At 67.3% G+C, this 24,022-nt stretch carries 27 protein-coding genes and 1 pseudogene; 14 read left to right on the forward strand and 14 right to left on the reverse strand.

Features of this window, described 5'->3' with window-relative positions:
* Positions 1-11: 11 nt before the first annotated feature.
* Both EWH21_RS00555 and EWH21_RS00560 read left to right on the forward strand, forming a co-directional pair.
* The gene (locus EWH21_RS00555) at positions 12-1,094 is read left to right on the forward strand and encodes a TRAP transporter substrate-binding protein (protein WP_150607219.1); all 1,083 of its coding nucleotides are present in this window, start codon (positions 12-14) and stop codon (positions 1,092-1,094) included.
* 166 nt (positions 1,095-1,260) lie between these two features.
* Complete coding sequence (locus tag EWH21_RS00560; protein WP_150607223.1) at positions 1,261-2,106, forward strand: TIM44-like domain-containing protein; 846 nt, start codon at positions 1,261-1,263, stop codon at positions 2,104-2,106.
* Positions 2,107-2,229: 123 nt separating this feature from the next.
* Here EWH21_RS00560 and EWH21_RS00565 read toward each other — a convergent pair whose 3' ends face one another.
* The gene (locus tag EWH21_RS00565) at positions 2,230-2,706 is read right to left on the reverse strand and encodes a GNAT family N-acetyltransferase (protein ID WP_277699555.1); all 477 of its coding nucleotides are present in this window, start codon (positions 2,704-2,706) and stop codon (positions 2,230-2,232) included.
* A gap of 106 nt (positions 2,707-2,812) precedes the next feature.
* Between EWH21_RS00565 and EWH21_RS00570 the strand changes: the two genes are divergently transcribed.
* Positions 2,813-3,220, forward strand: coding sequence for an SMI1/KNR4 family protein (locus EWH21_RS00570; RefSeq protein WP_179552981.1), 408 nt, complete (start codon positions 2,813-2,815; stop codon positions 3,218-3,220).
* A gap of 101 nt (positions 3,221-3,321) precedes the next feature.
* Here EWH21_RS00570 and EWH21_RS00575 read toward each other — a convergent pair whose 3' ends face one another.
* Positions 3,322-3,975, reverse strand: coding sequence for a GntR family transcriptional regulator (locus tag EWH21_RS00575; protein WP_150607227.1), 654 nt, complete (start codon positions 3,973-3,975; stop codon positions 3,322-3,324).
* A gap of 243 nt (positions 3,976-4,218) precedes the next feature.
* Between EWH21_RS00575 and EWH21_RS00580 the strand changes: the two genes are divergently transcribed.
* The 3 genes and pseudogenes from EWH21_RS00580 to EWH21_RS00590 all read left to right on the forward strand — a co-directional run.
* A complete protein-coding gene (locus tag EWH21_RS00580; RefSeq protein WP_277699556.1) occupies positions 4,219-5,613 on the forward strand; it encodes an aspartate aminotransferase family protein in 1,395 nt (464 codons plus the stop codon).
* Positions 5,614-5,709: 96 nt separating this feature from the next.
* Positions 5,710-7,077, forward strand: coding sequence for a glutamine synthetase family protein (locus EWH21_RS00585; RefSeq protein ID WP_277699557.1), 1,368 nt, complete (start codon positions 5,710-5,712; stop codon positions 7,075-7,077).
* A gap of 75 nt (positions 7,078-7,152) precedes the next feature.
* Positions 7,153-7,311: pseudogene (locus EWH21_RS00590) on the forward strand (glutamine synthetase); the annotation flags it as partial.
* A 112-nt stretch (positions 7,312-7,423) separates the two neighbouring features.
* On the opposite strand, the gene EWH21_RS00595 reads toward EWH21_RS00590, so the two are convergent.
* The 3 genes from EWH21_RS00595 to EWH21_RS00605 form a co-directional block, all read right to left on the reverse strand.
* Positions 7,424-8,068, reverse strand: a complete 645-nt coding sequence (locus tag EWH21_RS00595; protein WP_277699558.1) for a hypothetical protein — start codon at positions 8,066-8,068, stop codon at positions 7,424-7,426.
* Positions 8,069-8,188: 120 nt separating this feature from the next.
* The gene (locus EWH21_RS00600) at positions 8,189-8,674 is read right to left on the reverse strand and encodes a hypothetical protein (protein ID WP_277699559.1); all 486 of its coding nucleotides are present in this window, start codon (positions 8,672-8,674) and stop codon (positions 8,189-8,191) included.
* Complete coding sequence (locus EWH21_RS00605; protein ID WP_210390062.1) at positions 8,671-9,381, reverse strand: tetratricopeptide repeat protein; 711 nt, start codon at positions 9,379-9,381, stop codon at positions 8,671-8,673. The genes EWH21_RS00600 and EWH21_RS00605 overlap by 4 nt, the downstream gene beginning before the upstream one ends.
* Before the next feature lie 104 nt (positions 9,382-9,485).
* Between EWH21_RS00605 and EWH21_RS00610 the strand changes: the two genes are divergently transcribed.
* A complete protein-coding gene (locus EWH21_RS00610; RefSeq protein ID WP_037055566.1) occupies positions 9,486-9,971 on the forward strand; it encodes an acyl-CoA thioesterase in 486 nt (161 codons plus the stop codon).
* A 25-nt stretch (positions 9,972-9,996) separates the two neighbouring features.
* Here EWH21_RS00610 and EWH21_RS00615 read toward each other — a convergent pair whose 3' ends face one another.
* Positions 9,997-10,530, reverse strand: a complete 534-nt coding sequence (locus EWH21_RS00615; protein WP_047584225.1) for a zf-TFIIB domain-containing protein — start codon at positions 10,528-10,530, stop codon at positions 9,997-9,999.
* A 121-nt stretch (positions 10,531-10,651) separates the two neighbouring features.
* Here EWH21_RS00615 and EWH21_RS00620 point away from each other — a divergent pair, with 121 nt between their 5' ends.
* Positions 10,652-11,047, forward strand: coding sequence for a DUF3301 domain-containing protein (locus EWH21_RS00620; RefSeq protein ID WP_037055569.1), 396 nt, complete (start codon positions 10,652-10,654; stop codon positions 11,045-11,047).
* A gap of 95 nt (positions 11,048-11,142) precedes the next feature.
* Here EWH21_RS00620 and EWH21_RS00625 read toward each other — a convergent pair whose 3' ends face one another.
* Both EWH21_RS00625 and EWH21_RS00630 read right to left on the reverse strand, forming a co-directional pair.
* Complete coding sequence (locus EWH21_RS00625) at positions 11,143-12,021, reverse strand: alpha/beta hydrolase (protein ID WP_277699560.1); 879 nt, start codon at positions 12,019-12,021, stop codon at positions 11,143-11,145.
* A gap of 36 nt (positions 12,022-12,057) precedes the next feature.
* Positions 12,058-13,035 carry a CobW family GTP-binding protein gene (locus EWH21_RS00630; RefSeq protein WP_277699561.1) on the reverse strand — a complete coding sequence of 326 codons (978 nt, stop codon included), beginning with the start codon at positions 13,033-13,035 and terminating at the stop codon, positions 12,058-12,060.
* Positions 13,036-13,119: 84 nt separating this feature from the next.
* On the opposite strand from EWH21_RS00630, the gene EWH21_RS00635 reads away from it, so the two are divergent.
* On the forward strand, positions 13,120-13,470 hold the full coding sequence (locus EWH21_RS00635; RefSeq protein ID WP_037055574.1) for a hypothetical protein: 351 nt from the start codon (positions 13,120-13,122) through the stop codon (positions 13,468-13,470).
* Positions 13,471-13,655: 185 nt separating this feature from the next.
* Here the strand turns inward: EWH21_RS00635 and EWH21_RS00640 are convergent, their stop codons facing one another.
* Genes EWH21_RS00640 through dksA form a run of 3 tightly spaced genes read right to left on the reverse strand, consistent with a single transcriptional unit; the run spans position 13,656 to position 15,942 of the window.
* Entirely contained in the window at positions 13,656-14,300 is a 645-nt protein-coding gene (locus tag EWH21_RS00640; protein WP_277699562.1) for a DUF1826 domain-containing protein, read from the reverse strand.
* Entirely contained in the window at positions 14,300-15,505 is a 1,206-nt protein-coding gene (gene zigA / locus EWH21_RS00645) for a zinc metallochaperone GTPase ZigA (RefSeq protein ID WP_037055578.1), read from the reverse strand. Before zigA ends, EWH21_RS00640 begins: the two co-directional genes overlap by 1 nt.
* A gap of 14 nt (positions 15,506-15,519) precedes the next feature.
* Positions 15,520-15,942: an RNA polymerase-binding protein DksA gene (gene dksA, locus EWH21_RS00650; protein ID WP_037055581.1), complete on the reverse strand. Its 423-nt coding sequence runs from the start codon at positions 15,940-15,942 to the stop codon at positions 15,520-15,522.
* A 71-nt stretch (positions 15,943-16,013) separates the two neighbouring features.
* On the opposite strand from dksA, the gene folE2 reads away from it, so the two are divergent.
* The 5 genes from folE2 to EWH21_RS00675 are packed head-to-tail and all read left to right on the forward strand — an operon-like array spanning position 16,014 to position 19,448.
* The gene (gene folE2 / locus EWH21_RS00655; protein WP_277699563.1) at positions 16,014-16,904 is read left to right on the forward strand and encodes a GTP cyclohydrolase FolE2; all 891 of its coding nucleotides are present in this window, start codon (positions 16,014-16,016) and stop codon (positions 16,902-16,904) included.
* Between the two features lie 3 nt (positions 16,905-16,907).
* Positions 16,908-17,327, forward strand: a complete 420-nt coding sequence (gene hisI, locus EWH21_RS00660) for a phosphoribosyl-AMP cyclohydrolase (RefSeq protein ID WP_277699564.1) — start codon at positions 16,908-16,910, stop codon at positions 17,325-17,327.
* Positions 17,324-17,557, forward strand: a complete 234-nt coding sequence (yidD, locus tag EWH21_RS00665) for a membrane protein insertion efficiency factor YidD (RefSeq protein ID WP_037055587.1) — start codon at positions 17,324-17,326, stop codon at positions 17,555-17,557. Before hisI ends, yidD begins: the two co-directional genes overlap by 4 nt.
* Positions 17,554-18,114: a DapH/DapD/GlmU-related protein gene (locus EWH21_RS00670; RefSeq protein WP_037055589.1), complete on the forward strand. Its 561-nt coding sequence runs from the start codon at positions 17,554-17,556 to the stop codon at positions 18,112-18,114. Before yidD ends, EWH21_RS00670 begins: the two co-directional genes overlap by 4 nt.
* Positions 18,111-19,448 carry a dihydroorotase gene (locus EWH21_RS00675; protein ID WP_179552991.1) on the forward strand — a complete coding sequence of 446 codons (1,338 nt, stop codon included), beginning with the start codon at positions 18,111-18,113 and terminating at the stop codon, positions 19,446-19,448. The genes EWH21_RS00670 and EWH21_RS00675 overlap by 4 nt, the downstream gene beginning before the upstream one ends.
* Before the next feature lies 1 nt (position 19,449).
* Here EWH21_RS00675 and EWH21_RS00680 read toward each other — a convergent pair whose 3' ends face one another.
* The 3 genes from EWH21_RS00680 to EWH21_RS00690 form a co-directional block, all read right to left on the reverse strand.
* On the reverse strand, positions 19,450-21,363 hold the full coding sequence (locus EWH21_RS00680) for a DUF2207 domain-containing protein (protein ID WP_277699565.1): 1,914 nt from the start codon (positions 21,361-21,363) through the stop codon (positions 19,450-19,452).
* 134 nt (positions 21,364-21,497) lie between these two features.
* Positions 21,498-23,429, reverse strand: a complete 1,932-nt coding sequence (locus EWH21_RS00685) for a DUF2207 domain-containing protein (RefSeq protein ID WP_277699566.1) — start codon at positions 23,427-23,429, stop codon at positions 21,498-21,500.
* A 2-nt stretch (positions 23,430-23,431) separates the two neighbouring features.
* On the reverse strand, positions 23,432-23,998 hold the full coding sequence (locus EWH21_RS00690; protein WP_277699567.1) for a LemA family protein: 567 nt from the start codon (positions 23,996-23,998) through the stop codon (positions 23,432-23,434).
* Between the last annotated feature and the right edge of the window lie 24 nt (positions 23,999-24,022).

Genomic DNA, 24,022 nt, shown 5'->3' on the forward strand with positions numbered 1-24,022 from the left:
GATGACTGTCCATGCGTCTTCGCTCTCTGCTTCTCCTGCCCCTGCTCGCCCTCGGCCTGACCGGCTGCAAGGACGATTCCGCCCCTGCCGACGCAGCCCAGGCGCCTGCGCAAAGCTTCCACTGGAAGATGGTCACCACCTGGCCGAAGAACGCCCCGGGCACCGGCGTCGCCGCCGAGCGTCTGGCCGAGCGGATCAACGCCATGAGCGCCGGGCGCCTGACCATCAAGGTCTACGCCGCTGGCGAGCTGGTGCCGGCGCTGGAAGTGTTCGATGCCGTCTCCCGTGGCACCGCCGAGCTCGGCCACGGTACGCCCTACTACTGGAAGGGCAAGGTGCCGGCCGCGCAGTTCTTCGGCGCCGTTCCCTTCGGCCTGTCCACCCTGGAAATGAACGCCTGGCTCAGCCATGGCGGCGGCCAGGCGCTGTGGGACGAAGCCTACGCGCCCTTCGGCCTCAAGCCGCTGACGGCGGGCAACAGCACCATGCAGATGGGCGGCTGGTTCAACAAGGAAATCAACGGCCTGGCCGACATCAAGGGCCTGAAGATCCGCATGCCGGGCATCGGCGGCGAGGTCTGGAGTCGCCTCGGCGCCACCACCGTGGTGCTGCCGGGTGGCGAGATCTTCACCGCCCTGCAGACCGGCGCCATCGATGCCACCGACTGGGTCAGCCCCTACAACGACCTCGCCTTCGGCCTGCAGAAGGCGGCCAGGTACTACTACTACCCCGGCTGGCAGGAACCGCAGTCGGTGCTGGAGCTGCTGATCAACCAGAAGGCCTTCGACAGCCTGCCGCCCGACCTGCAGGCGATCGTCACCGAGGCGGCCCGTGCCTCGACCCTGGACATGATGGACGACTACGTGTTCAACAACGCCCTGGCGCTGGACGAGCTGAAGAAAAGCGGCACGCTGCTCAAGCGCTTCCCCGACGAGGTGCTGCTGGCCATGCAGCAGGAAACCGAACAGGTACTCGGTGAACTGGCCGCGCAGAGCGAACTGAACGGCCGCATCTGGGCCTCGATGCAGGCCTTCCAGGCGCTGGCGACCTCGATGCAGGCGCTGTCGGAGAAGGAACTCTACGACTGGCGCTGAATGGACGGAGCCTGCGGGCTCCGTTCGTCGTTCGGGCAGGCGCGCGGATTTCGTCCGCACGGGGCCTGCCGCGCCAGGCAAAAGCCAGAAACATTCTGTCACTGGCCACGCCCATCCTTGCCGGGCAAGATGCCGCCCAAGCTTTTCCACAAGAGAGAAAACCGTGATGCAGCGTTTCCTCAGTATCGCCATGGTCCTGTGCCTGGCGCTGACCTTCAGCTTCGAAGCCCACGCCAAGCGCTTTGGCGGCGGCAAGTCCTTCGGTTCCGCGCCCAGCCACCAGACTCGCCAGGCCACGCCGCAGTCGCAACCGGCAACCACCGCGCCCACCGCAGGTCGTCAACCCGCTGCCGCCAGCGGCGCATCGCGCTGGCTCGGCCCGCTGGCCGGCCTGGCCGCCGGTGGCCTGCTCGCCTCGATGTTCATGGGTGATGGCTTCGAAGGCCTGCAGATCATGGACTTCCTGATCTTCGGCCTGATCGCCTTCCTGATCTTCCGCTTCCTCGCCGCCCGTCGTGCTCAGCAGCAGCCGCAAGCCGCCACCGCTGGCGCTCCGTACCAGCGCGAAATGCCGGCCCAGGCCGCACCGACCTCGATCTTCGGCGGCAGCGGCGCTGCGGCGGCGCGCCCGGTGATCAACGCCCCGGCCTGGTTCAACGAGCAGAGCTTCCTGGCTGCCGGCCGCGAACACTTCATGAACCTGCAGCAGCACTGGGACGCGAACGAGATGGACAAGATCGCCGAGTTCGTCACCCCGCAACTGCTGGACTTCCTCAAGCGCGAGCGCGCCGAGCTGGGTGACGGCTTCCAGTCCACCTACATCGACGAGCTCGACGTGCAACTCGACGGCGTCGACGACAACGCCGAGAAGACCATCGCCACCCTGACCTTCAGCGGCCTGTCGAAGACCTCGCGCTTCGACCAGGGCGAAGCGTTCAGCGAAAGCTGGCGCCTGGAACGCGCCCAGGGCGACAACCAGCCCTGGCTGATCGCCGGCATCCGCCAGAACTGATCAGCAGCGCAGCATGAAAAACCCCGGGCAAGCCCCGGGGTTTTTCGTTTCGGCCCTGGCCGGCCAACGGCGCCTGCAACAGCGTCAGCCCGTTCGGCAGGAGCGCTGCAGGCAGGAGGCGACCTAGCCGGACGCCTGCCCGCCCGCCGCCCGGCGCATGCCGATATGCGGGATGTCGTCCTCCAGGTAGACCTCGGTCACCGGCTCGAAGCCATAGCGCCCGTAGTAGCCCTGCAGGTGCGCCTGCGCCGACAGGTACAACGGCACGCCCGGCCAGCGCTGCCCACACTCGGCCAGCGCCCGCTCCATCAGCTGGTGCCCCAGGCCGCTGCCTCGCGCCGACGCGGCGATCACCACCCGGCCGATCACCACCTCACCGTCCATGCGCTGCGGATCGAGCAGACGCAGATAGCCCACCAGGCCATGCTCGTCGCGCGCCAGCAGGTGGCAGGTGTCGCCCAGCAGGTCCTGGCCATCGGTTTCCAGATACGGGCAGTTCTGCTCGACCACGAACACCTGGGTACGCAGCGCCAGCAGCGCGTAGAGCGTGGCGGTATCGAGTTCGCGGTGGTGCAGGCATTGCCAGGAGAGAGACGACATAGGGACGCTCCGTAAAAATCAGCAGTATGCCGCGACGCCCGGAGGTTTTCATTCCACCCAGCAGCTACTGTATAAAGCCGATCCCACCGCATCAGGAGCCGACACCGTGGAAGAAGTCATCGAACAGCTGCGCGAACTCAACGAGCCGGTGCCGGTACCGCTGGAGCTGCCGGAGGAAGAGACCCTGGTGGAGATTCAGGAGCAGATCCTCATCCACCTGCCCTTCGAGCTGCGCGAGTTCCTGCTCAAGGTCAGCGACGTGGTCTATGGCCGCCTGGAGCCGGTGACCGCCAGCGACCCGCAATCGCACACCTACCTGCCGGAAGTGGCCTCGGTGGCCTGGGACCTCGGCCTGCCACGCGACCTGGTGCCGCTGTGCCAGGACGGCCGCGACTACTACGCCGTGGACGTGGAAGGCCAGGTGTGGCTGTGGGACGGCAACGAGGGTGAGCTGACCGACGAGAGCTGGGATTCGGTCTGGCACTGGTGCCGCGACGTCTGGCTGGAAAGCTGATCAGCCTCGCCGCCATGGCGCCGCCCACGGCTGGCCGCTACACCTGAACCCGAGGCAGGGGCTTCAGCCGCGACCGGCACAGCACATCAGGCAAACCCGGCTCACACCTCGCCCTGTTCCAGCGCCAGCAGATTGAGCAGAAACCGTGCGAAGTACAGCAGGTCCTGCTCCATGGCCTGGCGCGCCCCCTTGGCATCGCCGGCCTCGATGGCGGCGAAGGCGTCCTCGTGAAAGTCGTTGAGCCGCAGTGACAGGTCGGCGCCGGTGAACAGGCGGTTGAAGAAGGGACCGATCTGCAGCCACAGCGCCTCGATCGAGCGCAGCAGCACCGGGTTGCCGCACGCGCCGTACAGGTGCAGATGAAACTGGCTGTTGGCATTCAGGTAGTCCTGCACCTGGCGCCGTTCGATGGCTGCATCCATGCGCTGCACGCAGTCGCGCAGCAGCGCCAGGTCCGCGCTGTCCAGCCGTGGCGTCGCCAGTTCGACCGCCATGCCCTCCAGCGCCAGGCGCACCTGGAAGATGTTCTCGTAGCGCTCACGCGTCATCGATGGCACCCGCACCGAGCGTTGCTGCTCGCCCTCCAGCACCCCCTCGGCCACCAGCCGCTGCAGGGCGGCGCGGACCGGCATCGGGCTGGTGCCCCACTCGGCAGCCAGGTCGCGGATCTTCAGCCGTTGGCCCGGCTGGAAGCGCCCGGCCAGCAGGCCCGAGCGAATGTTCTGGTACAGCTGTTCCTGCAGGTTGTCAGCCATGGGCCGGCTCCCTCGGTGGCGCCGGCAGTTGAGCAAGGGTGAGGCTACAGTCGCGCATGGAAGGCTCCGCTGGGAAATCCGACAAGTCTACGTCGATATGGATTTTGTGTGAAAAAACGCTATAGCGTAAATATTCTGTGATCACAAATTAGCAGTTTACTGCCTAAATGAACGGATAAATCCTACCGTTTACTATTTTGTGATCACAAAATATGATGCACGAAACCCCATCGAGGTACTCCCATGACCACTGCCAGTGGTATCAGCCAAGCCGCCGTGGAGCGTTTCGTCGCTGCCGAGCGCGAGCTGTTCCTGTCCCGCAACCCGAAATCCGCAGCCCTGGCCGAACGTGCACGCCATTCGCTGTACGGCGGCGTGCCGATGCACTGGATGGCCGACTGGTCGACACCGGTGCCGCTGTTCGTCGAGCGCGCCAAGGGCGCACGCTTCTTCGACGTGGACGGTCATGAGTACATCGACTTCTGCCTGGGCGACACCGGCACCATGTTCGGTCACTCGCCCGATCCCGTGGCCCGCGCCATCGCCGAGCAGGCCGGCAACGGCCTGACCACCATGCTCCCCGGCGAGGATGCAGTGGTCTGCGGCGAACTGCTGGCGCAGCGCTTCGGCCTGCCGTACTGGCAGGTCACCGCGACGGCGACCGACTCCAACCGCTACGTGCTGCGCTGGGCGCGCGCCATCACCCAGCGCAAGACCCTGCTGGTGTTCGACGGCTGCTACCACGGCACCGTCGATGACGTGATGGTGCGCCACAGGGACGGCCAGACGGTGCACCGCTCGGGACTGATCGGCCAGGCCTACGACCTGACCGAGCACAGCCGCGCCATCCCCTTCAACGATGTCGCAGCGCTGGAGGCCGCCCTGGCCCAGGGTGATGTCTGCGCCCTGCTCTGCGAACCGGCGATGACCAACATCGGCATGGTCCTCCCCGATCCGGGCTTCATGCAGCGCTGCCGCGAGCTGACGCGCCAGTACGGCAGCCTGCTGATCATCGACGAGACCCATACCATCTCCACCGACATCGGCGGCTGTACCCGCCTGTGGGGGCTGGAGCCGGACTTCTTCGTGGTCGGCAAGCCCATCGCCGGCGGTGTGCCCTGCGGCATCTTCGGCTGCAGCGCGGCGATGGCCAGCGCCATGAACGCAGCCCGCCAGCGCGCCAGCGAAGGCAGCCAGGGTCATGGCCACAGCGGCATGGGCACCACCCTGTCGGCCAACGCCCTGGCCATGCACTGCATGCGCGCCAACCTGGAGCAGGTGATGACCCAGGACGCCTACGACCGCATGCTGCCGCTGGCCGCGCGCCTGGCCGAAGGCTTCCGTCAGCTGATCGGCCGGCACGGCCTCGACTGGTCGGTGACCGAGCTGGGCGCACGCTGCGAATTCCAGTTCTGTGCCACAGCGCCGCGCACCGGGGCCGAAGCCGAGGCCGCCTTCCATGACGAGCTGCAGATGGCCTTGCACCTGTACCTGATCAACCGCGGCATCCTCATCACCCCGTTCCACAACATGACCCTGTGCTGTCCGAGCACCACGACCGAGGATGTGGACAAGCTGATCGTCACACTCGACCAGGCCTTGAGCGAGCTGCTGGCCATCCCCGGCGCCCGCGAGTAAGCCCCAAAGGATGCCTGTGGGAGGGGCTTCAGCCGCGACAGTCGCCGCTGAAGCGCCTCCCACAGACGCGCCCCACGACCTTCTACGAGAACCCACATGCAATTCGCCCATCCCCAGGAAGCCCGCGACTTCCTCGAACGCCACCCCGAGGTGCGCAGCATCGAACTGATGCTGATCGACGCCAATGGCATCCCGCGCGGCAAGCTGCTGCACCGCGACGAACTGCTGGCCATCTACGAGAATGGCCGGCCGCTGCCCAGTTCGATCCTGTCGCTGACCCTCCAGGGCGAGGACGTCGAGGCCAGCGGCCTGGTCTGGGAAGTGGCCGACGCCGACTGCTGGACCTACCCGCTGCCCGGCAGCCTGACCCTGCAACCCTGGCGCACCGTGCCCACCGGGCAGTTGCAGGTAAGCATGCACCCGACCCAGGGCCTGCCAGCCACGCCGGGCGATCCACGCCACGTGCTGGTGCGTGCCATCGACGCGCTCAAGGCCGACGGCTATCACCCGGTGATGGCGGTGGAGCTGGAGTTCTATTTGCTGGACAAGCAGCGCGACGCCAATGGTCGCCCGCAGCCTGCCGTGCAGATGAACGGCGTGCGCCCACAGGCGCCACAGGTCTACGGCGTCTACGAGCTGGAACAGCTGCAGCCGTTCCTCGACGACCTCTATGCCGCTTGCGAGGTGCAAGGCCTGCCGGTGCGCACGGCGATCTCCGAATACGCGCCGGGCCAGCTGGAGCTGACCCTGGAGCACCGTTTCGACGCCCTGCAGGCCGTCGATGAAGGCGTGCGCTACAAACGCCTGGTCAAGGGCGTGGCCAACAAACACGGCTTGCAGGCCTGCTTCATGGCCAAGCCCTTCGGCGACCTGGCCGGCAGCGGTCTGCATATGCACGTCTCGCTGGCCGACGAGAACGGCAACAACCTGATGGCCAGCGACGACCCGCAGGGTACGCCGCTGCTGCGCCATGCCATCGGCGGCATGATGGCCACGCTCGACGATGCGCTGGCGATCTTCTGCCCCAACGCCAACTCCTTCCGCCGTTTCCAGGCCAACAGCTATGCACCGCTGGCCAAGAGCTGGGGGGTGAACAACCGCACCGTGTCCTTCCGCGTGCCGGGCGGGCTGGCCCACAGCCGTCATGTCGAACACCGCATCTGCGGCGCCGATGCCAACCCCTACCTGGCGGCGGCCGCGATTCTCGCCGGTATCCACAAGGGCATCCGCGAGCAGATCGATCCGGGGGCGGCCATCGTCGGCAACGGCTATGAGCAGGCCCGCGAAACGCTGCCCACGGATTGGCTTACCGCCCTGCGCAACCTGGAAGGCTCAAGCTGGGCGCGCGAAGCGCTGGGCGAGGACTTCCTCAAGGTATTCCTCGCGATCAAATGGGCCGAGTACCGCCAGTTCATGGGCGAAGTGGGCGAACAGGACTGGCGCTGGTACCTGAGCCACGCCTGACTCGGCGCCATGTAGCCCAGATGAAATCCGGGGACACTGCCGAACCAGCCCCCGGATTGCATCCGGGCTACGGGCCTTACCGCCCTGCGCAACCTGGAAGCTTCAAACTGGGCGCGCGAGGCGCTGGGCGAAGATTTCCTCAAGGTGTTCCTGGCGACCAAATGGGCCGAGTACCGCCAGTTCATGGGGGAAGTGGGCGAACAGGACTGGCGCTGGTACCTGAGCCACGCCTGAGCCGGGCAGGTGGATGAACAAGCGTCACCCACCCGACTGCGCCATGTAGCCCGGATGAAATCCGGGGAAATTGCCGAACCAGCCCCCGGATTGCATCCGGGCTACGTCCGGCTCACAGCGACAGGCAGCGCGCCCCGTCTCGCACCGGCAAAGGTCCGGCAAAGCACAGCCGGTCCCGCTCATCGAGCAGCGCCGGCTGGCCCGGATAGTAGGGGTTGTCGAAGGCATGCAACTGCTCGGCACTTGGCACACCTTGAGGCAGTTGAGACATTCCTTGCAGGAGACGGCGCTGGGCCTCAAGGTCCTGCACACGCACGGCATAGTCACGAAAGTCCGGTATGGCCATACCTAGCAGCACGTTACCCACGGGATTGCGCCGGCTCTTCCGCCACTGAGGTTCAGGCAATTGCTGAACCTTAGGGGCAAACTCCGCAGGCAGAAGCTGCGACAGCTCAGCCAGTGGCTGATAGAAACTCAGGCTGGCGTTGATGCTCATCTGCGGACGCAGCCCCCACCACATGAGCAGGCGCTCCTTCCAGTCCAGGTTGCTGCTGGGCTGGCTCTTGAACATCAGGGCCACACTCCGAAACTCATACTGCAGCGGCCTCAGCAAGCTGCGCTCGGCTTGATCGAATGCCGGCACGCTGCTCGGCGCGGGCATCAGCCCCTGGCGATAGAGCACGGCCTGCCAGCGCATGTTGCGCTCGACCATACGCACCATGATCATCTTCGCGATCAGCGTATCGGCGCGACGCATCTGCCCTCGCAGCAGCTGCAGCTCCTCGTCGAGACGCCCCCGAACCTGCTCACCTTCCCCCGCCTGAGCCGCCTTGAGCAGCTGCAGAGCCAGCAGCTGCTGGCCATTCACCAGGTAGTGCTAGGGCGGCAACGGGGCCATGATGCTGTCCTCCAGCAGATTGCGGTAGTCATCGAGCTGGAGGAACTGCCAGTAGCGCTCGCGCAGAAGACGCTGCTCATCCGTCTCCACCCAGTCAGACACCCCGCTCAGCAGTGTGCTCAGACAGCCATCTTTCTCTATCGCACAGAACAATGGTCCATTCGCTAAAGCCAACGTCGGGACCAGCGGCTCCGCAAAACCCTCATCCAGCGGGCCGTGGCTGCTGCGCCAGGTGCGATAGGCCTGCAGCCGCTCGGCACCCAGTGCCTCTGGCGACTGCCCAGGATCGGCATCCAGACCATTGAGAAACACATAGGCCCGACTCTGCCCCGCATCGACCTGGGCCTGTTCGAGCCAGGTTTGGGCGTCGGCACTCAGCGGCTCATCCCGCATCCAGGCATAGCCGCTCACGACCAGCAGCACCGGCAGACTCGCGAGCAGTGCAACGATCCCTCTGCGCATCATCGACTCACCTTGATGTACCCGCCCGCCACGCTGATGCCCATGCCGCCGTAGTCCTGACAGCCCTCGTCGAATACCTCCAGCACGCGCAGGGCGATGCCTTCGCGCAGCAGCTGCACGGCGCAACCGGCGCCCAGCTGGGCGTCCTGCAGTGTCATCGCGGCGCCATCGCCGTGCAGGCGACCGTCCAGCTTGCCGATGGCTGCCGGGCCGTATTCCTCCACCCGCGCCCCGGCGCGCAGCGGCGAGAAGCGGGCGCGATAGCCGCCCTGCGGGTCGGCGCTGATCTGCAGCTCGCTCCACACCGCCTGACCGCCGTAACGCAGGTAGCGACCCTGGGGACTGGCGGCCAGCGCCTGGTAATCCAGCGCCTCGGCCACCTTGCCCAGGTGCAGGCGGGTCGAGGCGCCGTTGAGCTGCCTGTCCAGGGCCACGCCCAGCCAGGCCCGCGCCATGCCGGCATCGCCAGCGCGCAGGTTGGCCAGGATCAGGTTGTTCAGGGCCAGCTCCAACTGTGCCGAGTCACCCTGCTCAACGCGTCGTAACTGACGCTCGAACGCTTCGATGGCCGGCGCATACTGGCCGGCCTGGTAGGCGGCGGTGCCGCGCTGGTTGCACTGCACCACGGTGGCGCAGTCCTCGGTTGCCTGCGCACTGCCGGCGACGGCAAGCAGCAGGGACAGGTACAGACGTTTCGAGCGGATTGGCATGGATGGCATCCTTGCAACAGGAAGTGGCGAGTCTAGTTTGAATCTTGCATCCCCAGGGCCGACGGGCCTTACTCTCAGCAGCCCCACACGCACTCGGAGCCATGATGGAAGCCGGAACCGCGCAACTGACGATGACCGTACTGATGACCCCGGACATGGCCAATTTCTCCGGCAATGTCCACGGCGGCACCCTGCTCAAGTACCTCGACGAGGTGGCCTACGCCTGTGCCAGCCGCTACGCGGGGCGCTACGTGGTGACCCTGTCCGTGGACCAGGTGATCTTCCGCGAGCCGGTACACGTCGGCGAGATGGTCACCTTCCTCGCCTCGGTCAACTACTGCGGGCGCACCTCGATGGAGATCGGCATCAAGGTGATCACCGAGAACATTCGCGAACGCTCGGTGCGCCACACCAACAGCTGTTTCTTCACCATGGTGGCGATGGACGACCAGGGGCGCCCGGCAGCGGTGCCCGAACTGCAACCGGACACCCCGGACGGCCTGCGCCGTCAGCGCCAGGCTGCACAGCGCCGGCAGATCCGCGAGGAGCTGCAGCTGCGCTACAAGGCACTGAGTGAGGAAAAGGCCTGAGCACGTTCTGCCAGAGGCCGCGCCTTCAGTCGTGGCCGATGTAGAACAACAGTTCGCGGCGCTGCGGATGGTCCTTGAGCCACTCGCGAATCTCGTCGGCACGGGCAATCGCCTCCTCCCCCGCGATGCGCGTGAAGCGCTCGCGCCGCGCCTGCTCGCTGGCCTGCTGACGCACCTGGCGCTGCCAGGCCTCGGTGAAGATCGCCGGCATGCGGTGGCTCAGCTCCAGCGCCTTGAGCAGCTGCCACTCGCCGCTGTCGAGCCAGGCCTCGTCACAGGTGCCGCAGAGGTCGAGACGGTTGGCACGGGTACCGCTGATCTGAAACTTGCTCATCAGCTTGGCGCACTTGGGGCAGCTCAGGGCGTGGCTGGACTCGCCCACTTGCTCCTCGGCGGCCAGTGTCGCCACACCCTCCTGCTCCGGCTGGCGCTCGGCCCAGTCGCGGTAATGCAGCAGGCTGACCAGGGTGCCCGAGCACTGCGGGCAACCATGGCCCAGCAGGCCGTCTTCGAGTTTTGCCGGTTGCAGGCGGCTGGTGCGGCAGGCGGGGCAGTGCATGGTGACGTCCTTTTCCAGTTGAATGCGCGCACGCTAATGCACAGCCGACACAAGGGCAAGTTGGTAGCTGAGAACTGCTTGGCGGATAGGCTAAGCTCTGTCTCCCGAAGTCGGAGTCACCATGATCAACCTGTTCGATGCATTCCTGTTGATACTGTTCGCCGCCGTCTGCGCCTGGCTGTGGCGCGGCCACGGCATTCGCGAGCGGGCCCTGCAACTGGCCAAGCAGCATTGCGCCAAGCTCGATGTGGAGCTGCTGGACGGTGCCGTGGCGCTGCGTCGCCTGGCCATCCAGCGCGACGCCAGGGGCCACCGCCGGCTGGCCCGGCTCTACGACTTCGAATTCACCGTCACCGGCGAGCAGCGCCTGCGCGGGCAGATCAGCATGTTCGGCGCACACCTCGGGCGCATCGAGCTGGAGCCGCACCCGGTTCTGGAGCCGCAGCCCGAGCCGGTTTCGGTGCAGCATCCGGGCAACGTCATCCGCCTGGAAGACTGGCGCCGCAAGGCGCAGTAAGGCAGCGCGCAGCCTTGATCCCGGGCGCCGGCTTGCCAGCGATACCGTGCCACTCGATCGCCGGCAAGCCGGCTCCTACATGATGCGGAGCCCCATCAGCCGCGTTGCAGCAGGAAGTTCGCGACCCGTTCGGCACTGTCTGCCGGCTGTTCCTGCATGAAGCAGTGCCCGCCCGGCACCACCTGGCTGCGGACGTGGCCGTTGCCTGCGCACCAGCGCGCCACCGATTTCGCCACGAAGGGGTAGGTACGCGCGCCGTGGATCACCTGCGTCGGCGTCGAGACCTTGCCCAGCGACGGCCACAGCCGGCGCGGGTAGGAGCCGAAGATGTCGGCTTCACGGCTCGGCCGGCACTTGAGTTCGACGCCACCCTCGACATCCTTCAAGGCATGCTCGACGTAGGCGGCGAAGGCCGCTTCATCCCAGCCCTTGAACATGCCACGGCCGTGCAGGGCAGCATGGGCGCTGGCGCGGTCCGGCCATTGCCGGCGGCGCTTCTGCGCCCGCTTGGCCATCCCGGTGCGCTGCGCCAGGCCAACCACGTCGGACAGCGCCATGACGCCGATCATCGCCGGGCTGAACAGCACCGGGTCGAGCAGCACGGCGCGCCGGAACAGCTCGGGATGGCGGGCCAGGATCAGGCTGGTGAGCACCCCGCCGAAGCTGTGCCCGAGGGCAAAGCGCGCTACCTCGCCGAACGGGCCACGCAGGGCCTCGAAAGCCTCCACCGCCAGCTCGGCGCTGCGGTTCCAGCCGTGGAAGCGACCGCCATGATCACTGTCGCCATGCCCCTGGGCGTCGCACAGCCAGAGGTCGAAGTCCTCCGCCAGCAGCGTCAGCATCGGCGTGTAGACCCGCCCGCAGTAGCCGTTGCCATGCAGGAAATGCAGCAGCGGCTTGCCCGACGGCGGGCTGTGCCAGCCGCGCAGGGTGAAACCGGCAGAAGTGGCGTGAGACCAGGACAGCAGTTGCATGAGGTTATCCACAGCGATGAAAGCGCGGCGAGTGTATCAGCCAGCCGGGTCGATCCGGCAGCGGGCGAACGCCGCCGTCAGTGCATCGCCATCGTGCGCCTGCGCGAAGATCAGCTCCAGACGCGAGTCCTTGCGCCATTCGCTCGCCCCCCAGTCCTGCAGCGCCTGCCCCTGCACGGCATTGAGCGAACGCCAGCCGGCCGCGCCGTGCACCACCGCCTTGGCACGCCGCCAGTCGAGGCCCTGCAACCACTGCCCGAGCGACGCCAGGTCGAAGCGCTGGCTCGGGTGCCAGCGCCAGCCGATGCTCCAGCCTTCCGCCTGAGCCTGCACCTGGCAGATCGGCTCGGCCGCGTTGCGCCAGATCTGCGGCAGGCTCGCCGCACCTGTGGGTAACCCGGCGCCGACCCCGCCCGTTGCGGCCTGCGCCGCCACGCCCGGCAGCTCGGCCAGATCGAGCTGCCCATGCTCGCTCCACCGCAGCGGCACGGGTGGCAGCGCAGCGGCAATCCGCGCGCGGCTCGCCGCATCCAGCCCGGCACTCTTGTTCAGCAGCAGCAAGCCGGCATCCGCCAGGGCCTCACGCTGCACCTCCGGCAGCGCCTGGCCCTCAGCCAGCGCCTGGGCATCGAGCACCAGCAGCGCCGGTTGCACGGCCAGCACGCCGAGCCAGGGCGGCTGACGCAGCTGCGCCAGCAACTGCGCCGGGTGACCGAGGCCGGACGGCTCGATCAGCAGGCGGTCGGGCCTGGCCTTGCGCAGCAGGCGGCCCAGGCCGACCTGAAACGGCGCGCCGTTGACGCAGCACAGGCAACCGCCCGCCACCTCGGCCATGGCGACCGCATCGTCGCCCTGCTCCAGCAGCGCGGCGTCCAGGCCGATCTGGCCGAATTCGTTGATCAGCACCGCCCAGCGTTCGTGCGCCGGCTTCTGCGCCAGCAGATGACGAATCAGGCTGGTCTTGCCTGCGCCCAGCGGGCCGGCGATCAGATGAGTGGGGATGTGAGTGAGCATGGGCCTATGGTCGGTGCTTCATGGCACAGACTGCAACGGGTCGGCGTGCTAGATTCGCGGACGGTTTTTCCCGGAGTCGAGCAGATGCGTGCATGGTTGTTGCTGTTTTCCCTACTGCCGGGCCTGGCGCTCGCCGAGGCCTGTATCGTGCGTAGCCAGGCGGAGCGCCTGGATGTGAAGGTGTGCCAGGAGAACCGCAATATCCCCTCCTCGCTGTTCCACGAGGGCTTTTGCCAGCCGCAGCTGAAGGGCCAGAAGGTCGAGGTGGAGTTCGTCGAGCAATGCCCGCAAGGCGCCTACGGGGTCTGCCAGAACGCGCTCGCCGGCAACGACCTGTACCAGCAGGACATCCACTACTACGGCGTGGCCAGCGATGCGCTGTATCTGGAGCCCGCCTGCACCAGCCAGTATCGCGGCAAGTGGATCAAGCCCTGACATCAAAGCGTCATCGAACAAGCGCCTAATAGCCACGGGTACCTCACGTAACCCTCATGTCGAGTCACGCGTCGACATGATCTCTTGGTGCTTGAAGCCGGGGCAGTCGCTCCGGCTTTTTTTTGCCCCACCGGTGTCTCCGGCACCTGGCCGACCAGCGGCGTCCTTTGCATGGAGCGCTCGCCTCAGGCCAGCCAGTCCAGCGTCAGCAGCAGGCGTCGTTCGCCGGCCGGAGGCTGCGGCGAGCGGTGGATCAGGCCGCGCCCTTCGTTGCCCTGCCATCTCTCCCCCTTGGCCAAGGCCACATGGCCAGCGCCCAGGCGACGGATGCAGGCCTCATCCTGCGGCTCGGCAGCCGCCTGACCCAGCCGGCTGCGCGGCATGCCTCCCTCCTCCAGCCACTCGCTGCCGACGCCGGCGTAGCTGGTGATCAGCCGCAGTGGCACATGATCGACGTGGAAGCGCGGGCACATGGCCTTGTCCAGCACCCGCAGGCGCAGGCCGATGCGCCGCGCATCGAGCAGGCAGGCATAGGCGCCCACCAGCCAGGCCACGTCGGCGAGGAAGGCGCTCTGCCCCGGCATGTCGGCGTACTGCGCCACCAGGCCGAGCAGGTTCGGCTCGCTGTCCGGCTGCGCCAGCTCCAGCGTCATCGACTGCGCCAGCGGCTCGCCCTGGGCCAGCAAGGTCTCGGCGAACAGGCTGATCCGCGCCGGTAGGTGGCGCTGCCAGACCGCCAGATTGACGCCGTCGTGCAGCACCTCGCCAAGCACCTCGACACCTTCGCCCAGCGCCTGCCGGGAGGCGTTCGGCAACTGCAGGGCGAACATCAGGCCGCCTCCTGCTGCCAGGGCCCGAACGGGTCGGCGAGCAGGCGCCAGGCCTCCGGGCCACCGGCCATCTCGGCGTCGCTCAGCAGGCAGTCGTCCAGCTCACGGCACAGACGCGCGAAATCGATGTTCTGACCGATGAACACCAGCTCCTGGCGGCAATCACCGACCTCGGCACTCCAGTGCTTCATGATGGCCTGCAGGCCTTCTTCGTCCTGCGGCCAGTGCTGCCTGGGCACGAAACGCCACCAGCGCCCGGCCAGACCATGGCGCATCAGGCCGCCAGCCTGCGACCAGCTGCCCGCCTCCTGGTACTTGCTGGCCAGCCAGAAGAAGCCCTTCGAGCGCAGCAGGCGACCGTTGCTCCACTCGCGGCTGAGGAAGTCGAAGAAGCGCTGCGGGTGGAAGGGCCGCCGCGCGCGGTAGGCGCTGGAGGCGATACCGTATTCCTCGGTTTCCGGCACGTGCTCGCCGCGCAGCTCCTTGAGCCAGCCCGGCGCCTGCGAGGCGCGGTCGAAGTCGAAGCGGCCGGTGTCGAGGATCGTGTCCAGGGCGACCCGGCCCATGCTCATGACCTCGATCTCGGCATGGGTGTTGAGCCCACGCAGGATGGCCATCAGCTCCTCGCGCTCGGCCTGGCTGATCAGGTCGATCTTGCTGATGAGGATGACGTCGGCGAACTCCACCTGCTCGATCAGCAGGTCGGTGATCGAGCGCTCGTCCTCCTCGCCCAGGGTTTCACCACGGCTGGCCAGGCTGTCCGCCGCGTGGAAATCGCGCAGGAAGTTCACCCCGTCGACCACCGTGACCATGGTGTCGAGCCGGGCCAGGTCGGAGAGGCTGCGCCCCTGCTCATCGCGGAAGGTGAAGGTCTCGGCCACCGGCAGCGGCTCGCTGATGCCGGTGGACTCGATCAGCAGGTAGTCGAAGCGGCCCTCGCTGGCCAGGCGGCTGACCTCGTCGAGCAGGTCCTCGCGCAGCGTGCAGCAGATGCAGCCATTGCTCATCTCCACCAGCTTCTCTTCGGCGCGGTTGAGGCTGACGTCGCGCTGCACTTCGCTGCCGTCGATGTTGATTTCGCTCATGTCGTTGACGATCACCGCGACCTTGCGGCCTTCGCGGTTCTTCAGCACATGGTTGAGCAGGGTGCTCTTGCCGGCGCCGAGAAAGCCGGACAGCACGGTAACGGGTAGACGCTGATGCATGGGGTGTTCCTCGTTCAGTCACGGTCACGCTGATGTTTTTCGCGCTGCTCCTGACGCTCCTTGGCTTCGATGCACAGGGTCGCGGTCGGGCGCAGCAGCAGGCGTTTCAGGCCGATGGGCTCGCCGGTTTCGGCGCACCAGCCGTATTCGCCACGGGCCAGGCGTTCGAGCGCCTGGTCGATCTTGTCCAGCAGCTTCTTTTCCCGTTCCAGCAGGCGCAGCTGCCATTGCCGCTGCTCCTCGGCGGCGCCGATGTCGGCGACGTCGCTGCTGCTGTCGGGTTCGCGCAACTGGGCGAATTCGTCGTCGATGCGCAGTTGCAGTTCGCTGCGCTGGCCCAGCAGCAACGCCCGGAAGAACTGTTGCTGGGCCTCGTTCATGTAGTCGTCGGCCGGCTGGGCGAGCAGCTCGACCTGGGTGGGCACGGTCAGGGTCATGGCAAATCGGCTAGCTTGTTTTGATTGTTATAACATAACATTAATTTCTGACAGCGACCCACGGATTTACGATGAACGAACAACCCCTGCCGGATATCGCCGCCCAAGCCACCCACCACGACCTGTCGCTGGACTGGGTCGGCATGGCCGGCATCGCCCTGCCGATCCGCCTGGCGGGCGAGGCGGTCACGGCCAGCGTCGACATCGGCGTCAGCCTCGACGATGCCGCGGCGCGTGGCATCCACATGTCGCGCCTGTACCTGGCGGCCCAGCGCCTGGTGCACCTCGAGCTGAAGGTGCCGGCCATCCTCCAGGTGCTGGATGACTGCCTGAGCAGCCACCAGGCACTGTCCGACAGCGCCAGCCTGACCCTGCGCGGCGCGGTGCCGCTGAAGCGCCCGGCGCTGGTCAGCCCGCTGCACGGCTGGAAGGCCTACCCGTTCGAGATACGCGCCCGCCAGGACGGCCGCGGCCTGACCATCGAGCTGCAGGTCGAGGTCGAGTACTCCTCCACCTGCCCCTGTTCGGCGGCGCTGGCGCGGCAGTTGATCCAGCAGCGCTTCGCCTGGGACTTTCCCGACCGGCAGGCGGACTACCTGGACACGCTCGACTGGCTCGGCTCGACCCAGGGCATCGTCGCCACGCCGCACAGCCAGCGCAGCACGGCGACGCTGCAACTGCGCCTGCACCCGGCATGCATCGAGCTGCCCCTACTGGCGCTGATCGACAGCGCCGAGCAGGCTCTGGGCACACCGGTCCAGACGGCGGTGAAGCGTGCCGACGAACAGGCCTTCGCCCTGGCCAACGGGCAGAACCTGATGTTCTGCGAGGACGCCGCACGCCGCCTGCACCATGCGCTGGGCCAGTTGCCCGAGGTCAGCGCCTTCCGCCTCAGGGTGGTCCATGCGGAAAGCCTGCACGCCCACGACGCGGTGGCCGAAAGCCGCTGCAACTGGAGCTGAGGCATGCCTGCCCAGCCCTTCTGGTTGCAACTGGAGTCGGCCCGCGCCGGTCACACCCGGTCGTTGCAGGCAACGCTGGACGCCATCGCCTGGAACGACGCCGGCCTGATCCCGGTGATTACTCAGCGCCACGACGACGGCGAGGTGCTGATGCTGGCCTGGATGAATCGCGCCGCGCTGACGGAAACCCTGAGCAGCGGCCAGGTCTGCTACTGGTCGCGCTCGCGCCAGCGTCTGTGGCGCAAGGGCGAAACCAGTGGCCATCGCCAGCGCCTGCACAGCGCCCGCCTCGACTGCGATGGCGACGCCCTGCTGCTCAGGGTCGAACAGACCGGCCCGGCCTGCCATACCGGGCGCCCTGCCTGTTTCTACAACGAACTGGACGGCGAGCAGCTGCGCGTCGCCGTGAGCCGCCCGGGATGAAACGCATCGCCATCGCCCTGGTACACCTCTACCAGTACCTGCTCAGCCCCCTGCTCGGCCCGCGCTGCCGCTTTCATCCGAGCTGCTCGCACTACGCCATCGAGGCCCTGGAGAAACACGGCCTGCTGCGCGGCCTGTGGCTCAGCCTGCGCCGGCTGCTGCGCTGTCATCCCTGGCACCCGGGTGGCTACGACCCGGTGCCCGAACCCTCGCCCAAGGAACGCCCATGATCCGCAAGAATCCGTCCGGTCACCTGCCGCTCATCGCCGAGTCCGCCTATGTCGACAAGACCGCCATCATCTGCGGCAAGGTGATCATCGAGGACAACGTCTTCGTCGGTCCGTACGCGGTGATCCGCGCCGACGAGGTGGACGAGAGCGGCGACATGCAGCCGATCGTCATCGGCGCCAATTCCAACATCCAGGACGGCGTGGTGATCCACTCCAAGTCCGGTGCGGCGGTCACCATCGGCGAGCACAGCTCCATCGCCCACCGCTCGATCATCCACGGCCCGTGCCGGGTCGGGAACCGGGTGTTCATCGGTTTCAACAGCGTGCTGTTCAACTGCAGCGTCGGCGACGGCTGCGTGGTACGGCACAACGCGGTGGTGGACGGCTGCGACCTGCCGGCGGGCTTCCACGTCACCTCCACCCAGCGCATCGGGCCAAAGACCGACCTCGCCAGCCTGCCCCGCGTCAGCGTCTCGGCCAGCGAGTTCTCGGAAGACGTGGCGCGTACCAACATCGACCTGGTGAGGGGCTACAAGGCCCTGCAGAACGAGTTTTGAGCGTGCTGATCCGCAACGCCCGGCTGGTCAACGAAGGTCGTGTGTTCGAGGCCGACCTGCGCATCCGCCACGGGCGCATCGACGCCATCGCCAGCAGCCTCGCCCACCTCCCCGGCGAGGCCGTGCTCGACGCCGCCGGCCAGTACCTGCTGCCGGGCATGATCGACGACCAGGTGCACTTCCGCGACCCCGGCGCGCCGCACAAGGGCAGCTTCGCCAGCGAGTCGCGCGCGGCGGTGGCCGGCGGCATCACCAGCGTCATGGACATGCCCAACACCCAGCCGCCGACCCTGACGCTGGAGGCGCTGGCGGCCAAGGAGCAGCGCGCCGCCCGCTGCTCGCGGGTCAACTACGGCTTTCATTTCGGCGTCAGTCACGACAACCTCGACACCGTTGCCGCGCTCGACCCTGACCGCGTGGCAGGTGTGAAGGTGTTCATGGGCGCCAGCACCGGCAACATGCTGGTCGACGACCTGCCTGCGCTGGAGCGCCTGTTCCGTGACTGTCCGACCCTGCTGCTGACGCATTGCGAACACACCCCGCGCATCCGTGAACGCGAGGCGAGGTGGCAGGCCAGGTACGGCGACGACATCCCCGCCGACCAGCATCCGGCGATCCGCGATGCCGAGGCCTGCTACCAGTCCTCCAGCCTGGCGGTGAGTCTGGCCCGGCGTCATGGCACGCGCCTGCACGTGCTGCACATCAGCACGGCACGCGAACTCGAGCTGTTCCTGCCCGGCCCGGCGGCCAGCAAACGGATCACCGCCGAGGTCTGCGCCCACCACCTGTACTTCGACGACAGCGACTACGCCGCCCTCGGCCACCTGATCAAGTGCAACCCGGCGATCAAGCAGCGCGCCGATCGCGACGCCCTGCGCCAGGCCCTGCTCTGTGGACGCCTGGACATCATCGGCACCGACCACGCGCCGCATAGCCTGGAGGAGAAGCGGCGTCCCTACCGGCAGGCGCCGGCCGGCCTGCCGCTGGTGCAGCACGCCCTGCCGGCGCTGCTGGAGCTGGTAGCCGACGACCTGCTGCCACTGCCGCTGCTGGTGGAAAAGACCAGCCACGCCGTGGCCGAGCGCTTCGCCATCGAGCAGCGCGGCTACCTGCGCGAAGGCTACTGGGCCGACCTGACCCTGGTGGAGCGCCTGGCCGAACCCTGCCCGGTAGCGCAGCAGCCGATCCTCGCCCATTGCGGCTGGACACCCTTCCAGGGCCGCAGCTTCCGCCATGCCGTGCGCAGCACCTTGGTATCCGGGCAGCTGGCCTGGCATGCCGGCCAGGTGCAGGACGACTGCCAGGGCCTGCCGCTGCGCTACCGACGCGCCTGAGTTACCAGCCGCCGCCTCCGCCGCCGCCAGCCCCTCCGCCGGAGGAGCCGCCGCCATGGGAGGCGGACGAGCCGGAACCGCTGTCGTCGCTGCTGGAGCCGGAGAAGCTGTCGACCGATCTCGGCGCCTCAGGTGGCACGGACGCCGTCATCAGCATCCGGTCGAGGTTCCAGGCCAGCGTCATCGCCTCACCCGAGGTCATCAGCTGCGTGAAACCCTGTGGCTGGTAGTCCACCTCCACCGGCGCCAGCGTGCCCTTGCGCAGCTCGGCGGTGAAGCGCTGGGTCCACTGCCGCTCGACCCCCAGGGCCATGGCGTAGGGCAGATGCCGCTCGTACAGCGCGATGCTCATCACCGGAGCCTGGCCCGCCTTGTCCAGCACGTCCCTCTCGGCCAGGCTCAGGTAGTTGCGGTAGCCCTCCAGCTCATCGAGCAGGCGCCGTCCGGCGATGGTGGGCGAGCGCATGAGCTTGCGTGCCACGGCGACGATGGCGAACAGTGCCAGACACTGCAGCACGGCATCGCCGCCCACCAGGCCTGCGGCCAGGCCCAGACACGCCAGGGCGAACAGCAGCAGCGGGAGTCCGGTCCCGATCATCCCGTGGGTCAGGCAGTAGAGCGTCCCGGCCCCCAGCAGCATTCCCAGCAGCATCAGCCAGACGGCGTTGTTCGCAGCCTCCGCGTCGCCCGTGGACGTCACCAGCAGCGCGATCCCCGTCACCAGGGCGAAGAAGGCACCGAACAGCCAATGCCCGGTAGCATTGCTGAAGTTGTTCCGCTCGATCCCTTTGACGCTCTTCAGCAGCACCTCCAGGGCGTTCGCCAGACGCGGTTCGTAACGCCCGCCCAGGGTCAGCGAGCCGCCCTCCCGCGTGATCAGGGCATTGAGCACGCGCCGCTCCTCCTCGCGTATGGCATCCCCGTCCACCTCCCCCCGCGTCAGCACCAGGCCGCTGGTGTCGCGTTGCAGGCTGAGCCAGCCGCGAATGGCCAGGTCGGTGAACATGATGCTCAGCGCCCGCACGCCCTTGCGGTCATGCTTCAGGCCACGGCGCCACACGTACCCGGCCATCAGCGGACTGACGCCCCGTGGCAGCTCGAACAGCGGGATCACCAGGCCCTTGGCCGGCCCGCGCCCTTTCGCCCACCAGATCAGTGCGTAGAACAGCAGCAACCCGCTGAAAGCGGCCACCAGCAGAATGCGCCGCAGGTTGTCGGCAAGCAGCACCAGCAGCTCGTCCCACCAGCCGGGGCGAGTGACCAGCCCCGCCTGCCAGGCCAGGGCGACGGTAAAACCTTCACGCGCATCCAGCTCGCGCGTGGTCGCCAGGCGCAGGCGGTTGCCCTGCTGCTCGAGCACCTCGTAGGCCCCTTCACGCGAACCCCGGTAGCCGGTGTAGCCATGTGCCGCCTGGATCTGCGCGCCCTCCGGCAGCAGTACCTCGACGCTGGCGTGGCGGATAGGCAGCGACCAGTCATTGCCGGTCACGTTCCAGTAGAGTTCATCGACGCTGGCGTGATGCAGCAGCTGCGCATTCATCCGGTAGGTCAGTTCGTAGACATGAGGCCCAGACTCGAGCCGCACATCGGCGCTGCCCAGACGCAGACGCAGGGCATGCTCGAGGCGCTGCTCGGTGACGCTTTCCGGACGCCCGTCACGCGTGGCCGATATCAGCGTCAGCGGCGTGCTGCGCAACAGGCCGTTGCCCAGGCGATAGCGGACGGGAATGTCACGGTAGATACCACGGACAATCATCTTGCCCTCGGCCATCACCGCGATGCGCTCGGTCACCAGCACCTCGCCACTCGGCTCGACCTGCACGCGCACGTCATAGGCCTGAATCGCCTCTTCGGCACGCAGGCCGAACGCGCAGAAACAGCACAGCCACAACAGCACCCGCAGTCTTCCTGACATGACACTCTCCTCGATGCGCGTACCTGCGCAGCCATCTCTCGGGCAAATCGGAGCGGCACCCTACCCGAGCGCCCCGGCGAGAAAAAGCGAATACCGCACAGGCACAGGATATTCGCCGGCAGAGCGACGGCGTGCTACCAGCCGCCGCCTCCACCGCCACCGCCGCCGCCACCGGAGGAGCCGCCCCCGGACGAACCACCCGAGGAGCCGCCCGACGAACTGCTCGACGGTGGCGTCGAGGCCAGGGCGGCCACACTGCTCAGGCCCGTGGCCAGGGCGCTGCTCATGACCTGCGCCGAGCTGAAACGGCGACGGCTTTCATACCAGTCCGGCTGGTAATCACGCAGCTGCGGATCGATCAGGCCACTGGCCAGCGCCTCGCTGAAACGCGCGCTCCATTTGTCCTCCACGCCCAGGGCCATGGCGTAAGGCAGATGGCGCTCGTACAGCGCGATGCTCATCGCCGGGGCATCAGCGGCCAGCGCCAGGACGTCGCGCTCGGCCAGTTGCAGGTAGTCACGGTAGCCTTCGAGGCCGTCCAGCAGGCGGCGCCCGAGCAGCGTCGGCGCCGGCAGCAGGATGTAGGACACCACCAGCAGCAGCAGATACAGCGCGATCAGCAGAATGGCCGCCCAGGATGTCACCTCGGCGATCATCAGCAGGCCCATCGGAACCGGCCAGAAGAACATCAGTGCGCCGAAGCCCACGCCGAGCTTCTTGCCGAACGACGGCTGGTGCAGCGCCAGCGTGAACATGATCAGCGACGCCACGGCGAAGGCCAGGCTGAACGCCAGCCCGACCAGCGCCATGGGCCAGTCGTCGTCGCCCCTGGCGTCGACCAGCAGCATCGTCAGGCACGCCAGCAAGGCCCAGAACAGGCCCAGTGTCCAGATCCCACGGTTGTTGCTGAACCAGGCCTTGCCCTGTTTGCTCAGGTGTTCACCGAGGCCACCGAGGGCGTCGGCCATGCGCGGCTCGTACTTGCTGCCAACCTGCAACGAGGCATCCGCCTTATCGGCAGGCAGCAGGCGTTCGAGCACATCGGCGTCGAGCGCCGCCAGCTCACCACCTGCCTCGGTGCTGCGACTCAGGATGAAGCCACTGCGCGGCCGGTCCTTGATCAGCAGGTGCTTGCCGATGGCCATGTCGGTAAGCCATACGCCGAAGGCGTGCGCCGCCGAGAAATCGCCACGCAGGCCACGGTGCCAGAGGTAGCCCACCTGCACCGCCGTCATGTTCTGTGGCGCCTCGAACAGGGGAATGATCACGCCTTTGCGCGGGTCTCGCCCGACGCGACACCAGGCGATCAGGTAGAACAGCGCGAGCCCGAGCAGCAACGCCGCACCGAGGGCCAGGCCCAGATTGTCACGCAGCAACTGGGCGGCACGTTGCATGGCCGTGGGCCGTGGCACCAGGCCCGCCTGCCAGTCCACCGCGACCGTCAGGCCGTGATAGGCCGGCAGTTGCCCGGTAGTGGCCAGGCTCACGAAGTCGTCACTGCGCAGCAGTACCTCATAGTCCTGCCCCTGCGCGCCAGAGGCCCCCGTGTAGGCCGCCAGCTGGCCGATCCGCGCCCCGGCGGGCAGGCGCACCTCGACCGAGGCACGGCGAATGGGAAAGACCCAGCCGTTGCCGGTGACGTTCCAGTACAGCTCATCGCGATCGGCGTGATGCAGCAGGGCGCGCGCCACCCGGTAGCGCAGCTCGTAGCGATAGCGTCCAGGCTCGAGCAGCACCGACGACGAGCCGAGGTAGTAGCGCACCCAGGCGCCGTTGCGTTCGCTGTGCACCGACTCGGGCTGGCCATCGCGGGTCACCCCCAGCAGGGTGATCGGGCTGGTCTCCCGCAGGCCCGCCGGCAACGCATAGCTGACCGGCAGATCGCGGTAGATGCCACGCTGGATGTCCTGCCCCTCGGCGCGCACGAGGATGCGCTCGGTCACCAGCAGGTTGCCATCGCTCTCGACCTGCAGGGTCACGGCGAAGTGTTCGATCGCTTCCTCCGCCAGTGCCAGACCGGGCAGCAGGCAGGCCACCAGCAGCAGGCCACGTAGCCATCCTTGCATGTTCAGAACTCCATCTTCGGTGACTCGGCGTCACCCGGATCATCCAGGCTGAAGTACTCGGCCTGCTCGAAGGCGAACGCCCGTGCCACCAGGTTGCTCGGCACCGACTCGACCAGCACGTTCAGTTCGCGCACCGCACCATTGTAGTAACGCCGGGCCATCTGGATATGGTTCTCGACCTCGCTGATCGAGCCCTGCAACTCGCGAAAGCGCTGGTCCGCCTTGAGCTCCGGGTAATCCTCCACCAGCAGGAACAGCTGGCGCAGCTGGCTGCCCAGTTGCGCCTCCACCGGCGCCCGCTGGCCCAGCGGCGAATCCGTCAGCTGCTCCGCGCGCTGCCGCTCACGCACCAGCCGCTCCAGCGTCTGCTGCTCGTAACCCAGGTACTGCCGCACGCACTCCACCAGCGCCGGGATCAGGCTGGAGCGCCGTTTGAGCTGCACATCGATGCCGCTCGCGGCCTCGGCCACGCGGTGGCGATTGAACACCAGGCGGTTGTAGTAAAAGACCGTCGCAACGGCCAGCACCAGCAGCGCGCCGACGCCCCACCATAAACCCGAACCCTGCATAGCTTCTCCTTGTTCAGCCTGTTG

The organism is Pseudomonas sp. REST10, from assembly GCF_029542605.1.
GTDB classification, from domain to species: domain Bacteria; phylum Pseudomonadota; class Gammaproteobacteria; order Pseudomonadales; family Pseudomonadaceae; genus Aquipseudomonas; species Aquipseudomonas khazarica.

Bases quoted from the DNA above. Each gene is read 5' to 3' on its own strand.
- EWH21_RS00555 (WP_150607219.1), top strand. From the start codon at position 12: ATGCGTCTTCGCTCTCTGCTTCTCCTGCCCCTGCTCGCCCTCGGCCTG.
- EWH21_RS00560 (WP_150607223.1), top strand. From the start codon at position 1,261: ATGCAGCGTTTCCTCAGTATCGCCATGGTCCTGTGCCTGGCGCTGACC.
- EWH21_RS00565 (WP_277699555.1), bottom strand. From the start codon at position 2,706: ATGTCGTCTCTCTCCTGGCAATGCCTGCACCACCGCGAACTCGATACC.
- EWH21_RS00575 (WP_150607227.1), bottom strand. From the start codon at position 3,975: ATGGCTGACAACCTGCAGGAACAGCTGTACCAGAACATTCGCTCGGGC.
- EWH21_RS00580 (WP_277699556.1), top strand. From the start codon at position 4,219: ATGACCACTGCCAGTGGTATCAGCCAAGCCGCCGTGGAGCGTTTCGTC.
- EWH21_RS00585 (WP_277699557.1), top strand. From the start codon at position 5,710: ATGCAATTCGCCCATCCCCAGGAAGCCCGCGACTTCCTCGAACGCCAC.
- EWH21_RS00595 (WP_277699558.1), bottom strand. From the start codon at position 8,068: ATGCGTCGCGCCGATACGCTGATCGCGAAGATGATCATGGTGCGTATG.
- EWH21_RS00600 (WP_277699559.1), bottom strand. From the start codon at position 8,674: ATGATGCGCAGAGGGATCGTTGCACTGCTCGCGAGTCTGCCGGTGCTG.
- EWH21_RS00605 (WP_210390062.1), bottom strand. From the start codon at position 9,381: ATGCCAATCCGCTCGAAACGTCTGTACCTGTCCCTGCTGCTTGCCGTC.
- EWH21_RS00610 (WP_037055566.1), top strand. From the start codon at position 9,486: ATGGAAGCCGGAACCGCGCAACTGACGATGACCGTACTGATGACCCCG.
- EWH21_RS00615 (WP_047584225.1), bottom strand. From the start codon at position 10,530: ATGCACTGCCCCGCCTGCCGCACCAGCCGCCTGCAACCGGCAAAACTC.
- EWH21_RS00620 (WP_037055569.1), top strand. From the start codon at position 10,652: ATGATCAACCTGTTCGATGCATTCCTGTTGATACTGTTCGCCGCCGTC.
- EWH21_RS00625 (WP_277699560.1), bottom strand. From the start codon at position 12,021: ATGCAACTGCTGTCCTGGTCTCACGCCACTTCTGCCGGTTTCACCCTG.
- EWH21_RS00630 (WP_277699561.1), bottom strand. From the start codon at position 13,035: ATGCTCACTCACATCCCCACTCATCTGATCGCCGGCCCGCTGGGCGCA.
- EWH21_RS00635 (WP_037055574.1), top strand. From the start codon at position 13,120: ATGCGTGCATGGTTGTTGCTGTTTTCCCTACTGCCGGGCCTGGCGCTC.
- EWH21_RS00640 (WP_277699562.1), bottom strand. From the start codon at position 14,300: ATGTTCGCCCTGCAGTTGCCGAACGCCTCCCGGCAGGCGCTGGGCGAA.
- zigA (WP_037055578.1), bottom strand. From the start codon at position 15,505: ATGCATCAGCGTCTACCCGTTACCGTGCTGTCCGGCTTTCTCGGCGCC.
- dksA (WP_037055581.1), bottom strand. From the start codon at position 15,942: ATGACCCTGACCGTGCCCACCCAGGTCGAGCTGCTCGCCCAGCCGGCC.
- folE2 (WP_277699563.1), top strand. From the start codon at position 16,014: ATGAACGAACAACCCCTGCCGGATATCGCCGCCCAAGCCACCCACCAC.
- hisI (WP_277699564.1), top strand. From the start codon at position 16,908: ATGCCTGCCCAGCCCTTCTGGTTGCAACTGGAGTCGGCCCGCGCCGGT.
- yidD (WP_037055587.1), top strand. From the start codon at position 17,324: ATGAAACGCATCGCCATCGCCCTGGTACACCTCTACCAGTACCTGCTC.
- EWH21_RS00670 (WP_037055589.1), top strand. From the start codon at position 17,554: ATGATCCGCAAGAATCCGTCCGGTCACCTGCCGCTCATCGCCGAGTCC.
- EWH21_RS00680 (WP_277699565.1), bottom strand. From the start codon at position 21,363: ATGTCAGGAAGACTGCGGGTGCTGTTGTGGCTGTGCTGTTTCTGCGCG.
- EWH21_RS00685 (WP_277699566.1), bottom strand. From the start codon at position 23,429: ATGCAAGGATGGCTACGTGGCCTGCTGCTGGTGGCCTGCCTGCTGCCC.
- EWH21_RS00690 (WP_277699567.1), bottom strand. From the start codon at position 23,998: ATGCAGGGTTCGGGTTTATGGTGGGGCGTCGGCGCGCTGCTGGTGCTG.